12 protein-coding genes are annotated in these 12,683 nt (G+C 69.2%); 4 read left to right on the forward strand and 8 right to left on the reverse strand.

The features are described from left to right. Positions 1-415 precede the first annotated feature (415 nt). The 3 genes from HWD99_RS08645 to HWD99_RS08655 are packed head-to-tail and all read right to left on the reverse strand — an operon-like array spanning position 416 to position 3,807. Entirely contained in the window at positions 416-1,741 is a 1,326-nt protein-coding gene (locus HWD99_RS08645; RefSeq protein WP_241795833.1) for an MFS transporter, read from the reverse strand. Further along, positions 1,738-2,640, reverse strand: coding sequence for a polysaccharide deacetylase family protein (locus HWD99_RS08650; protein ID WP_241795834.1), 903 nt, complete (start codon positions 2,638-2,640; stop codon positions 1,738-1,740). Before HWD99_RS08650 ends, HWD99_RS08645 begins: the two co-directional genes overlap by 4 nt. Positions 2,641-2,655: 15 nt before the next feature. Then, the gene (locus tag HWD99_RS08655; RefSeq protein ID WP_241795835.1) at positions 2,656-3,807 is read right to left on the reverse strand and encodes an ROK family transcriptional regulator; all 1,152 of its coding nucleotides are present in this window, start codon (positions 3,805-3,807) and stop codon (positions 2,656-2,658) included. A 173-nt stretch (positions 3,808-3,980) separates the two neighbouring features. Here HWD99_RS08655 and HWD99_RS08660 point away from each other — a divergent pair, with 173 nt between their 5' ends. The 4 genes from HWD99_RS08660 (at position 3,981) to HWD99_RS08675 (ending at position 6,932) form a co-directional block, all read left to right on the forward strand. Next, positions 3,981-4,448, forward strand: coding sequence for an Lrp/AsnC family transcriptional regulator (locus HWD99_RS08660; RefSeq protein WP_241795836.1), 468 nt, complete (start codon positions 3,981-3,983; stop codon positions 4,446-4,448). A 29-nt stretch (positions 4,449-4,477) separates the two neighbouring features. Continuing rightward, positions 4,478-5,884, forward strand: a complete 1,407-nt coding sequence (locus tag HWD99_RS08665) for an FAD-binding oxidoreductase (RefSeq protein ID WP_241795837.1) — start codon at positions 4,478-4,480, stop codon at positions 5,882-5,884. Further along, the gene (locus tag HWD99_RS08670; RefSeq protein WP_241795838.1) at positions 5,881-6,228 is read left to right on the forward strand and encodes a cupin domain-containing protein; all 348 of its coding nucleotides are present in this window, start codon (positions 5,881-5,883) and stop codon (positions 6,226-6,228) included. Before HWD99_RS08665 ends, HWD99_RS08670 begins: the two co-directional genes overlap by 4 nt. 194 nt (positions 6,229-6,422) lie before the next feature. Continuing rightward, positions 6,423-6,932: a hypothetical protein gene (locus tag HWD99_RS08675; protein WP_241795839.1), complete on the forward strand. Its 510-nt coding sequence runs from the start codon at positions 6,423-6,425 to the stop codon at positions 6,930-6,932. Between the two features lie 115 nt (positions 6,933-7,047). Here the strand turns inward: HWD99_RS08675 and HWD99_RS08680 are convergent, their stop codons facing one another. The 5 genes from HWD99_RS08680 to HWD99_RS08700 all read right to left on the reverse strand — a co-directional run bounded on the left by HWD99_RS08680 (position 7,048) and on the right by HWD99_RS08700 (position 12,662). Further along, the gene (locus HWD99_RS08680) at positions 7,048-8,304 is read right to left on the reverse strand and encodes an alpha/beta fold hydrolase (protein WP_241795840.1); all 1,257 of its coding nucleotides are present in this window, start codon (positions 8,302-8,304) and stop codon (positions 7,048-7,050) included. 103 nt (positions 8,305-8,407) lie between these two features. Next, positions 8,408-8,800, reverse strand: coding sequence for a hypothetical protein (locus tag HWD99_RS08685; RefSeq protein WP_241795841.1), 393 nt, complete (start codon positions 8,798-8,800; stop codon positions 8,408-8,410). Between the two features lie 352 nt (positions 8,801-9,152). Further along, entirely contained in the window at positions 9,153-10,619 is a 1,467-nt protein-coding gene (locus HWD99_RS08690) for a carboxylesterase/lipase family protein (RefSeq protein WP_241795842.1), read from the reverse strand. A gap of 28 nt (positions 10,620-10,647) precedes the next feature. Further along, entirely contained in the window at positions 10,648-11,634 is a 987-nt protein-coding gene (locus HWD99_RS08695; protein WP_241795843.1) for a site-specific DNA-methyltransferase, read from the reverse strand. Next, a complete protein-coding gene (locus HWD99_RS08700) occupies positions 11,613-12,662 on the reverse strand; it encodes a lipoate--protein ligase family protein (protein WP_241795844.1) in 1,050 nt (349 codons plus the stop codon). Before HWD99_RS08700 ends, HWD99_RS08695 begins: the two co-directional genes overlap by 22 nt. Positions 12,663-12,683: the final 21 nt, after the last annotated feature.

The raw sequence follows: 12,683 nt of genomic DNA on the forward strand, positions 1-12,683 counted from the left end.
TGTTGAGTTCTCAAGGATCGGATGCTCCCACGACCCAGTCATCACAACCAGGCCCGAAGGGCAACTTCTCTATCTTATCTTCACCGTTCCGGCTGTCAAATCGACACGCCGTGAGGCTCAGAACCAGATCTGCGGCTTCGGGCTTAGCGCTCCGAGGCAACTTCACTAGCTTATCCGTTTCGGAGTCGCTGTCAAATCGACCGTTTCTCCGAGGTGGAAGCTCCAAGTCAGACAGAAGTGTGTCTGCGACCCGCTCCGAGGAGCTGATCAGTTGGAGGTGGTTCTCCGCTTGAGGGGGGTAAGGCTCTCGGCCTCTCCGCTTCCCTGTGGGGCGAACAAGTAATAAGTTACGCGGATCCCAGGGATCCGGCAAATCACTGCGATCGGCCGGGCGTGTCGCGTGCCCCGTCGAGCATCACACGTCCTGCGTGCGGATGGGATACGCGAAGAAGCAGAGCCATGCGAGCGCGCTGAACACGAGCGGAACCACGGCGACCATCACGCGGATCCCGACATCCACCGCGTCGGGCTGCGCCTCCCCCAGCGAGGCGTCGAACCCCGAGACTGTCAGCACCGCAGCGACGACCAGAGCCTGGAGCACCACCGACCCGCGCACCACGAAACCGTTGACCCCGAAGTAGGCACCCTCCCGACGGTGCCCCGTCCGCACGGCATCCTCATCGATGATCTGCGCGAGCACCACCTCGAGCAGCTGCAGGAGTCCGCCCACTCCCACGCCGACACCCACACCGACCAGTGCCGCGGCGAGCACGCTCGCCGGCAGCAGGTAGGCGAGCACGGCGAGCCCGAACACCGCCACGCTCCACAGCAGCGCCGTGCGCGGTGTCGTGCGACGGACCACTGCGCTCCAGAGCACGATCGACGGGATCGCCGTGACGAAGATCGCGCCGAGCAGCACACTGCCCTGCCCCTCTGCGGCGTGCAGCGAGTAGCGGACGTAGAACGGGAGCCCCGCGAGGATCACCGCGATCGCCGTCTGCGTGAAGAGCGACCCCAGCACGTAGGGCACGAATGCACGGTTGCGGAAGGTGTACGCCAACTGTGCACCCCACCTCATGGCCTCGGACGTCGCCTCGGGCACCCGGCGCTCGAGCATGCCGCCGAAGAACGACCACGCGAGCAGGCCCAGGCAGACGACGGAGAGCACGATCGCCATGCCGGGCCAGCCGATCCACCCGTAGAGAGCGGGGGCGCCGGCCGTTCCCAGCACCATGCCGAGGATCGCGAACACCTGCCGAGGGACATTGCCCCGTGCACGCTCCCCCGTGGTGCGGAAGATCTCGGGGAACAGCGCGGAGATGTTGAGCACCACGACGACGAAGGCGATGTCGTACACGGCGACGGCGACGAGGAACCAGACGATCAGCCCCCCGGTGGGCAGGGCAGGCGGCATCCAGATCAGCGCGAACGCGACCACGAGCGGCACGATGCCGAGACCGATCCACGGGATGCGACGACCCCAGGGCGTGCGGATGCGATCGGAGAGCGTGCCCACCACCGGGTTCAGCACGGCGCTCAGCACTCCGTGGGCGACCAGGGCACCGGCGACCCACGCCGGAGCGACCCCCAGGTGTGTGACGTAGAAGTACACGACGAAGGCCGAGAACGTCTGCGCCATGAGCTGCGTGGGAAAGCCCGAGGCCCCGAAGGCGATCGTCTGGGCGCGGGTGGGTGCGCCGTCCAGACGACGCTCGCGCAGGCGCGTGGTCAGGGAGGTCATGCGACAGGGCTCCTCTGCAGATCACGCAGCGCGCGCCACCCGATGCGTACGAGTCCCTCGTCGGCGATGGCCTTCCGCACGAGCGGGTCGGCGAGGAGGCGCAGCTCGTGTCCGCGTTTCACCGCGGCGAAGTCCACGACCGCCCGCAGCTCGTCGTCGTCGACCATGGGGTGCAGGTAGATCTCGGTCACTCCCGCCGGCACGGCGCGCAGCAGGGCGAGGAATCCGTCCCGCACCTGCTCGTAGCTCTCGCCCGGCACCTCCTCGAACGGATGCGTCCACAGGCGGTCGACGATCTCGACGCCGAGCGCATCCGCCGCGGCGCCGACCTGCTCGAGACGGCGGGCCAGCGCGGCATCCGCCCCTTCCATGACCCGTGGCAGGCGGAACGGGAGTCCGTGACGCGCGGCGAGGGCGAGCACCGGCGCGAGGAAGTCGCGACCGGTGAGCAGCCCGTAGACCGAGCCCATGTGATTGTCGAGGTGCGTGACGTCGACACCCGCGTCGAGTGCCGCCTGCAGCTGGGCGGCGATCTCGGCGACGACGTCGTCGACCGATGCGCGCTGCTCGACGGCGAGCGCACCGGCCGGGAAGTACCCGGCATCGTCGACGAGCGTGCTCGCGATACCCGTGAGCGGCCTCCAGCGGTAGTCGGTCCACTCGCTCGTGAGCACCAGATGCACACCGATGTCGAGGTCGGTGCGCGACGCGGCGAAAGACAGGGCCTCGGGCGCCCAGGCGCACGGCACCATCAGCGTGGTCGAGTCGATGTCGCCCGCACGGAGCAGGCCGGAGATCGCGGTGTTCGCCGCGTGGCACATGCCGAAGTCGTCGGCGTTGATGATCACCGCCCTGGTGCCGGGGGCGAATCCGAGTCGATCCACGAGATCCGAGGTCATGTGCCGCCCTGCCGACTAGGCCTTGCGAGCGGCGGGCTGCCGCTCGACCGAGGGGACCAGCTGGGCGAAGACCGTGGCACGCAGAGCCGCCCCCGCCTCGTCGGCGGCGCCGACGAGAGGAGCTTCGGGACCGAAGGAGGAGACGAGGAACCGCAGCGGCAGACGCGCCGAGAGGCCGTCGGCCTCTCGACCCACCGCCTCGACGAGCACCGGATGCGCGGCCGTGCCCGCCAGGATGAACGCCTCGGGATCCACAACGAGTGCGATCGTGCCGGCCACGAGGGTGAGGCGCCGCGCCATCTCGGCGACCATCGCCTGCGCGGCCTCATCGCCGTCGGCCGCCGCATCGAGGTGTCGCACGATCGGATCCTGCGGATCACGGCCGTGCACGAGTGCGAGGTCGCGGACGACATCGTCGCTGAGCACCGGGGCACCGATCGGCACCGGCGTCTGCGGGAGGTACATGACCTCGCCGGCGACGCCGGAGAATCCGCGATGCAGCGAGCCGTCGAGCACGATCCCCGCACCGAGGCCCTCGTGCAGCAGCAGCAGCGCGAAGCTGGCCAGCGCGGCGCCGGACCCGGCAGTGAGCTCGGCGAGCGCCGCGAGATTCACATCGTTCTCGACGCGCACGGAGCATCCGAGACGGGTCTCGAGTGCGCAGCGGAACGCGCCGCCGTCGGGGCCCTGATCATCGCGGATGCCGCCGTCGGCCGTCACGATCCCCGGGACTGCGACCACCACGAGGTGGAGGGGGCCTCGCACGGAGCGAAGACACCTCTCGACGGCCTCGGCGATGACCTCGACGCGGTCGACATGAACGGGCAGCGGGGCGTGGTCTTCGGCACGGACGGCACCGGTCGGGTCGACCAGCACCACGTGGGCTCCCTGACCGTCGACGTGCACCGCCGCGGCGAATCCGAGCTGCGGGTGCAGGGCGACGCGGCCTGCCGCGGGTCCGCGGGTCTCGCGATCGACGCCGGCCGGGGCGACGGCGGTCGCCGCTTCGAGCATCCGCAGCACCTGTGTGACGGCCGTGCGCGACAGCCCCGTCTCGGCCATCAGCTCCGCCCGTGTGAGGGGCCCGCGGCGAGCGAGGGTCTCGAGGATCGCCCGCCCGTTCAGCGTGCGCAGCAACGTCTGCGGACCTGCGAGCGGTCGTGCCATGGTGATCCCCCGGATTCGGTGCCCGCCCAGCATGACACATCGCGTCTCACCGATCCAGCATTCCACGCACCGCTCATTTTCGTCCCGAGTGACCATGTCGAGAACATCGGTCATCACGCGATCAGACAACGGAATCGGTTGCGTGAGCGCCATCTTGCTGTCAATATCGCCATATGAGCACCCCGCGCAAGCAGCCACCTCTGGACGACATCTCGAAGCGCATCATCGAGTTGCTGCAGGAGGACGGGCGGCGGCCCTATGCCGAGATCGGTCGCGAGGTCGGGCTCAGCGAGGCCGCCGCGCGCCAGCGGGTGCAGCGCATGACCGAGGCGGGCGTCATCCAGATCGTCGCCGTCACCGACCCGATGCAGCTGGGATTCCACCGCATGTCGATGATCGGCATCCGCGTCACCGGCGATCCGCGCCTCGTCGCTGAGGAGCTGACGAAGATCACCGAGCTCGCCTACGTCGTCGCGACGCTCGGCACGTTCGACATCCTCGTCGAGGCGGTCTGCGAGAGCGATGCGGACCTGCTCGATCTCATCGCCACGCGCATCCGCACGATCCCGGGCGTGACCCACACCGAGAGCCTGCTCTACGCCGGGCTCTACAAAGACCTCTACAACTGGGGCACGCGCTGACGCGCGAGCCCGGAGAGCAGGAGAACAGCATGGGAACCACGGTCTTCGAACGGCGCCGCCCTGCGGATGCCGTGATCGACGCCTCGCTGCGCGACACCGCGCTGAGCGTGTTCTGGCTCGACGATGTCGAGCGCGACTCGCACCCGGCTCTGACCGGAGCCGTCACGGCCGATCTCGCCATCGTCGGCGGCGGGTACGCCGGACTGTGGACGGCCGTGCGCGCGAAGGAGCGCGACCCCGAACGCCGCGTCGTGCTGCTCGAGGCGTCGCGCATCGCCTGGGCCGCGTCCGGACGCAACGGCGGCTTCTGCGAGGCCAGCCTCACGCACGGGCACGAGAACGGGCTGACCCGTTGGCCACAGGAGATCGACCGCCTCGAAGAGCTCGGGCTCGAGAACCTCGACGGCATCGAGCGCACGGTGAAGCGATACGACATGGATGTCGACTTCGAGCGCACCGGGCAGCTCGCCGTCGCCGTCGAGCCGCACCAGGTCGAGTGGCTGCGCGAGGAGGAGGGCTTCCTCGACCGCGATGCCGTGCAGGCCGAGGTGCACTCCGACACCTTCCTCGCCGGAGCCTGGGAGCGGGAGGGGACGGCCCTCGTGCACCCCGCGAAGCTCGGACTCGAACTGGCGCGCGTCGCCGTCGACCTGGGCGTGGAGATCTATGAGCACGCGCTCGTGCGCGAGGTGATCGGCGACGGCTCGGGCCCGATCACGCTCGTGACCCGCGAAGGCGGCCGGGTGACCGCGGATGCCGTGGCGCTCGCCACCAACGTCTTCCCCTCTCTGCTCAAGCGCAACCGCCTGATGACCGTGCCCGTGTACGACTACGTGCTCATGACCGAGCCGCTGACCGACGAGCAGCTCGCGGCGATCGGCTGGTCGCACAGGCAGGGCCTCGCCGACAGCGCCAACCAGTTCCACTACTACCGGCTGACGGCGGACAACCGCATCCTGTTCGGCGGATACGACGCGGTCTACCACTTCGGCGGCAAGGTGCGCCCCGAGTACGAGGACCGCGCCGAGAGCCACCGCAAGCTCGCCTCGCATTTCTTCACCACCTTCCCGCAGCTCGAGGGCCTGCGCTTCACCCACCGGTGGGCCGGAGCGATCGACTCGTCGAGCCGCTTCTGCGCGTTCTTCGGCACGGCTCGCAGAGGACGGGTGGCGTATGCGACGGGCTTCACCGGACTCGGAGTCGGCGCAGCCCGGTTCGCCGCCGACGTGATGCTCGACAAGCTGTCGGGCGAGCCGACCGAGCGCACCGAACTCGCGATGGTGCGTGAGAAGCCGATCCCGTTCCCGCCCGAGCCGGTCGCCTCGATCGGCGTCAACCTCGTGCGCGCGGCGATGAACCGGGCCGATCACAACGAGGGCAAGCGCAACCTGTTCCTCAAGACGCTGGATGCCGTCGGCATGGGGTTCGACTCGTGAGCGGACTCGCGCCCGGCGAGGCGGTGGATGCGGCTGCGCTGCCGCTCGCGCACGAAGCGCTGCCCGCGGTCGAGGTGATCATCGGCGCGCCGACGGCCGCCGTGCACGAGCTGACCACGGTCGGCGGTGTCGAGGTCGGCATCTGGGAGATGACGCCGGGCACCGCATCCGACACCGAGGTCGATGAGGTGTTCGTCGTGCTCTCGGGCCGCGCCCGCATCGAGTTCGTCGAGCCGGCGCTGCCCGCGATCGAGGTCGCCGCGGGCTCGGTCGTGCGGCTGGCCGCGGGGCAGCGCACCGTGTGGACGGTCACCGAGACACTGCGCAAGATCTACATCGCCTGAGGACGTCGACGACATGGTGAGACGGGCGTCAGTCGCGTGCGCCGTACTCGGGTGATGCCCGCAGCGGAAGAGAAGCATCTCGGCGAGAGCGCCCTCTCAGCATCCCGGCACCAGCGTGTGCTGCAGATCGCGGCGACGATAGTGTCGTGTGCACAGCGTGCGAGAGTGTCGCGTGCAGAGCGCCGGGGGGCATCATGACTCAGATTTCGAGGCCGGAAGCATCGGCGACAGCGTCTTCTCTGCCCGGATTCGAGATCATCGCCCGCCTTCGACGCCTGCTCGTGGTCGGCGCGGCCGCCGCCCTGGGCTATTCGCTGTTCATGACGAGCGGAAAGGGCTACTGCCCCGGAGGCGTCTCGGCCGACGGCGGTTTCCTGGATGCCGCAGGCAACCCGACGGACACCGCGCCGATGTGCGTGTATCTCGACCTGCATCCCAGCCCGGTGATCTTCATCGCACTCGCCGTGATCGTCTTCACCGCGATCACGATGGTGCTCCGCCGGGCGGCAGACGCCCCCTCGGCGATCCGCTACCTCGACAGGGCGGCCGCCGCGGTCGCGATCCTGGCGATCGCCTCCGTCGTGATCAGCCAGATCTGGTTCGCGCTGATCCCGATCACCGACTGGGACGGAACGGGAACGTTCTTCTACCCGTTCCCCTTCGGATCCGTGGACCTCCGAACCGAACCGATGTCGGTGGGCTAGCACCCGTGTGCCTGGGTCATCGGTAGCGGAGTCGAATCGCTCACCATATCGGTGGGCGCGGGAGGGAAGGCCCGCACCCCGCCCGTGAATCACAGGGCGGCGAGCATCGTTCGGTTCATCCGGCGCAGTCGGCGGCCGGTGCGCGCGAGCCGCCGAGAGTGGGCAGCCAGAGCAGCAGGTCGGGCAGGGCCGCGTACGCCGCGAGCCCGTGGGTCACGCCCGGATAGCGGTGGAAGGTCACATCCGCCTGTTGTGAGCAGAGGAGCTCGACGTACTTCTCCGTGGCGCTGGGAAGAACCAGCTCATCGGCTTCACCCTGGCCGACGAACACGGGAACGGTCAGAGGTTGACCGCCCGCGCTGTTCTCTCTGAGCAGGGTCTGCCACGGCTCCGTGGTGGCTGGGTCGCTGGTGACGTACCCGCCGACGAGGGGATCTGCGATCGCATGCAGCTCCTTGGTCTGGGTGAGCAGGCAGAGCTCTGCCATGTCCGGTGTGGCCTTCGCGCCGGCGGGGGTGAGAATCGCGGTGATCTCGTCTGAGGTGAAGCGATCCTCGTACGCGACCGTGTAGGCGGGTATCGCGAGGGAGGCGATCGTGACCCCGGAGAGGTTCACGATGTCGTCGGTCATCAGCGCGTTCAGATCGGCCGCGGGGGCGGCGACCGCAACACCCTGCACCTCGAGCTCCGGGGCGTAGGAGGCGGCTCGTTGCGCGGCGAAGAGAACGGCTTGGCCGCCCTGCGAGTGACCCCACAGCACGACACGGCTGCTCGCATCGGCATCGTCGATCTGGCGAGCGGCGCGCACGATGTCCAGAACGCTGTTCGACTCCGGAACGCCGAGGAGGTACGAGGACTCACCTTCCACTCCGAGGCCCGGATAGTCGGTTGCAGCGATCGCGTAGCCCTCGGCCAGCAGTTCGTGCAGCCCCTCGATGTACTGGAAAGGGTCGAGCCCGAGCGATGGCGCGCACCTCGCGGCCGCTCCAGTCGTCGGATGCGCCCAGGCGATCACAGTCCGACCGCCGCCGGGGGCCGGATCATCCGGAACGATCACGACACCCGAGACCGGGATGTCATCGCCCGCGAGGTTCTGCGAGTGATAGATCACCCGCCAGGCGCTCGAACCGGCGGGAGCGCTCGCGATGGCCTCCATGCGGATGATCGTTCCCGGATCAGCGGAAGGCACCGGCGAGGGCAGAGCGTAGAACGCAGGATCAGTTGCGAGGTCTGCTCGACCCTCGACGTACCGACGGGCGAACTCCGCTGCGGCGAGCGCGAGCACGACGACGAGGACGACCCCGATGATCAGCAGGGTCCGTCGCGTCCGTCGCGGACGACGAGCGTGCGCCGCGGGCTTTCCGGTTCGCATAGAGACTGTCTAGCGCACTGCGGTCGCGGCTGGGGTGGATGATGATGCGACTCCCGCAAGAGAGGTACGCAGTGGCGCCGCCCGGGAAAGCTCGTTCCGGGCGTCACCGCTGCGGCGGCAGGTTGAAGATGACCTCGTAGGCGAAGACCTCACCGTTGACGTCACCCACGGTCGTGATCGTGTAGGGACTGAGATTCAGAATGTCGCCGACGTGAAGATCCGGAGGGTATACGACGCGCGTCGGATCCACAGAGCTGCCCCCTCCACGTCGCACCGAGTTCAGTGCGTCGAGGTAGTAGAAGCCGACACAGAACCGGTCCAGGATCGCGTCGTTGAAATCGCCGGACGCGACTTCATAGGAGACGAGTGAGCCGTCGTCGGCATAGTGTGCGGTGCCGGCCGCACCGTCCCGAGCTCCGTAATCGTGCATGCGCGAATACAGGTCCTCGTTGAGCAGTCCGCTGGACAGGATGATTCCCCCGCCGTCCGCGCGCATGCACCTCGGTGTGGGCTCGGCCGACGGCAGGGGCCCGGGCGTCGGTCCCGTCGTGGGAGAAGCGGCCGGCTCCCGCGTCGAGGACGCGCCCGGCGCCGGCGTGATCGCCGATGCCGACTCGACGGTGTCGGTTGTCGGAGCGACGCATCCCGAGAGAAGGGTCGCCGTGCCGAACAGCAGACAGACGAGCACTCCCGCCGCTGCACTGCTGATCCTCGTGGTCATTCCTGCATTCTGGCGTGATCGGCGATCCGACGTCTGTCCTCTCTTCGGAGGACAGCCTCAGGCGGATCTCCCCGGTGTGCTGACTCGACGCCCCACTCGTCCTCGTGCCGCTCGACGAGAAGTGGCATCAGAGCAGCGCGCGCACCGATGCATAGGCATCGGCGACGTCGCGGGTCGGCACGTCGTAGACGCGCGCGATCCCGGAATCGCCCTCGTGCCCCACCCAGCCGGGGTCACCGGTCGACACGAACGCCACGGCGGCGCCATGGACCGCGTCGGCGAGCGCCTGCGGCGGGTTCGGTCCGGCCAGGGCATCCATCGACGGCCCGTCGAGGCAGTCGAAGAAGAACGGCACGTCGAGGCAGTGCTCGGCGAAACCGAAGCGCCCCGACGGCCACGAGAACCGGTAGACCCAGGTGGGCGCATCACCACGGTCGGCCGCGATACGAGGCACGGTGGTGCGGAACATCCGGTCGGTGAGCACCCGCCCCGCGAGGCGGGCCTTGCCGAGGCGGGCGACGTCGGCATTGGCGGCGAGGTACTCCGCTCGGATGCTCCTGCGCACCCCGAACCTGTTCAGCAGCACGGCCTGCGGCACCCATCGCAGCGCCTTCGCCGCCCCGCCCGCGAACGCCATCGTGAACTCGTCGTCGGTGGCGCCGATCACGAGCGGCTTGTCGGCACCGACACCGGCGCGCAGCGACTCCCGGGTGGGCCGCGGCAGCAGGTCGCCATCGATGGCGGGACCGAGCGGCAGCCCCTCCTCGATCATGGTGGTCATCGATGACGGGCCGAGCTGCGTGGCCTTCTTCTGCAGAGCGAGCAGACGATCCTCCGACAGCGTCGAGAGCCCGGCGACGGTCGGAGCGACCCCCGCCGACGCGGCGAGCGCACGCCCGAACGCCTCGGCACGGGCCTCGGACACGTCTCCGAGCGCACCCGAGATCGCATAGACGCCGTGGAACAGGTGCTGCGCCTTCTCCATGCCGAGCAGAGTGAGCACGGCCCCGCCCCCGGCAGACTGCCCGGCGATCGTCACGCGCCCGGGGTCGCCCCCGAACGCGGCGATGTTCTGCTGCACCCACTCGAGGGCCAGGAGCCAATCGCGCACGCCGCGGTTCGAGGGTGCATCCTCGATCCAGCCGAAGCCGTCGACGCCGAGCCGGTACGAGATCGACACGGTGACCACGCCGTCGCGGTTGAAGGCGCGACCGTCGTACCAGGGGCTCGCCGGGGATCCGGCGAAGTATCCGCCGCCGTGGATCCAGACGAGCACGGGCAGGCCGGACGCCTCGGGGTCGGGGGTGAAGACGTTCACGTTGAGCGTCGACTCGCCCTCGACGCTCGGCTCGGGGATCAGCGTCACACCGGGGTCGCCCCGCTGCGCGGTCGCCGCGAACTCGAGTGCGTCCCGCACGCCCTCCCAGGGCGCCTTCGGCACCGGCGCCTGGAACCGCAGGGCGCCGATCGGCGCCTCCGCGAACGGGATGCCGAGGAACGCCGCCGACCGCGCGGCACCGTCCCCTCCCGCGCCGGGGCGCCAGCGCCCGCGAACCCGCCCCGCGGCGGTCTGCACCTCGACGTACTCGGTCATGCCTGTCTTCCGTTTCTGGGTTCGGGGACTACTCTCCGGCGCGCCTCACCTCGGCGTGCGGCATCCGCTCCGTCATGACCCGCACGGCAGCGGGGTTGTCGTCGACGAGCACGGCATCGCGCCCCAGAGCCGAGGCCACCGCCCCGGTCGTGCCGCTGCCCGCGAAGAGATCGAGCACGCGGTCTCCCGGTCGACTGGACGCCCGCACGATCCGCCGCAGGATGCCCTCGGGCTTCTGCGTCGGGTAGCCCGTCTTCTCACGCCCGGTCGTCGGCACGATCGTGTGCCACCAGACATCGGTGGGCAGCTTGCCGCGGGCCGCCTTCTCGGCGGTGACGAGCCCCGGCGCCATATAGGGCTCGCGGTCGACGTCGTCGCTGTTGAACACGTACTCTCGCGGATTCTTGACGTACACGAGGATCGTGTCGTGCTTGGTGGGCCACCGTCGGCGGGACTTCGCGCCGTAGTCGTACGCCCAGATGAGCTCGTTCAAGAAGCAGTCGCGTCCGAACACCGCATCGAGCATGACCTTGGCGTAGTGCGCCTCGCGGTAGTCGAGGTGCAGGTAGAGCGTGCCGTCGTCGGCCAGCAGCCGCCATGCCTCCTCGAGCCGCGGCATGAGGAACGCGCCGTAGTCGTCGAAGCGGTCGTCGTAGGTGCGCAGCATGCCGCGAACCCGCTCGTACTCGTGGCCGTGGAAGCCGTGCCGCACCTCGGTCGCCGTCGCCGGTTCGGAGTTCGGCAGGAGCGGGTCGGCCTCGGCGCCCGGACCCCGGGATTCCGCGCCGTCACCGCCGTCGGCAGCGGGATCGTGCGGAATCGTGGACGTGCGTCGCGCGGTGACCACCTGCCGCTCCTGCGCGCGGCCCGTGTTGAACGGCGGGTCCAGGTACACGAGCGTGAACGACGCCGAGGGCAGCGTTGCCGCGACGGAGAGGTTGTCGCCCTGGATGATCGAGACGGCGCCGGGGACGAGAGCCCCCGGGTCGTCGATCACGGAACCCGGTGCAGCCATGCGTCGGTGGCGAACTTCGACTCCACCAGCGCCTCGGCATCGGCGTACTCGTCCGGGGTGATCGTGCCGTCCTCTGCCGAGGTGAGCGACCGGAAGGTGTCGATGAAGCGCTCGATGATGTCGGCACGAGAGAGGCCGGTCTGGCTGCGCAGCGGGTCGACCCGCTTGGCCGCCGACGTCGTGCCCTTGTCGCTGAGCTTCTCGCGGCCGATGCGCAGCACCTCGGTCATCATCTGACCGTCGATGTCGTACGAGAGGGTCGCGTGGTGCAGCACTCCCCCGTTGGCGAGACGCTTCTGCGCGGCTCCGCCGATCTTGCCCGACGAGCTGGCGATGTCGTTGAGGGGCTGGTAGACCGCGTCGATGCCGAGCGAGCGCAGCGCCTGCAGCACCCAGTCGTCGAGGAACGCATACGAGTCGGCGAAGGTCATGCCCTGCACGAGCGACGCCGGCACGTAGAGCGAGTAGGTGATGATCTGGCCCGCTGCCATGAGCATCGCGCCCCCACCCGAGATGCGGCGGACGACGTCGAAGCCGTGGCGCTCGGCGCCTTCGGGGTCGACCTCGTTGCGGTACGACTGGAACGAGCCGATGACGACCGCCGACTGGTCCCACTCCCAGATGCGCAGGGTGGGGCGCCGTCGCCCTTCACCCACGCGAGAGGTGAGCACCTCATCGAGAGCGAGGTTCATGCGCGGCGAGACCGCCTTCTCGTGCACGATCTCCCAGTCGAAATCGTTCCACCCCGGCGCGGTCACCAGAGCGCGGCGCACCGCGGTGCCGACGGCCTCGGGCGTGAAACCGAGCAGCTGGGCGCCCTCGGGCAGAGCGTCGCGGACCACGGCGGCGATGGCGGTGGCATCCGACTCGACCGGCAGCCCGGTCACCGCCGCGTCGATGTCGTCGAGCGCCGTGTCGGGCTCGAGGAAGAAGTCACCGGCGAGGTGGAAGCGAGCGATCCTGCCGTCCTCGACATCGAGGTCGACGACGACGAGCTTTCCGCCTGGAACCTTGTATTCACCGTGCACGGTTACAGCTTAAGGCGCGCG

This window comes from Microbacterium sp. C5A9 (genome assembly GCF_022627955.1).
Classification (GTDB): Bacteria; Actinomycetota; Actinomycetes; order Actinomycetales; family Microbacteriaceae; genus Microbacterium.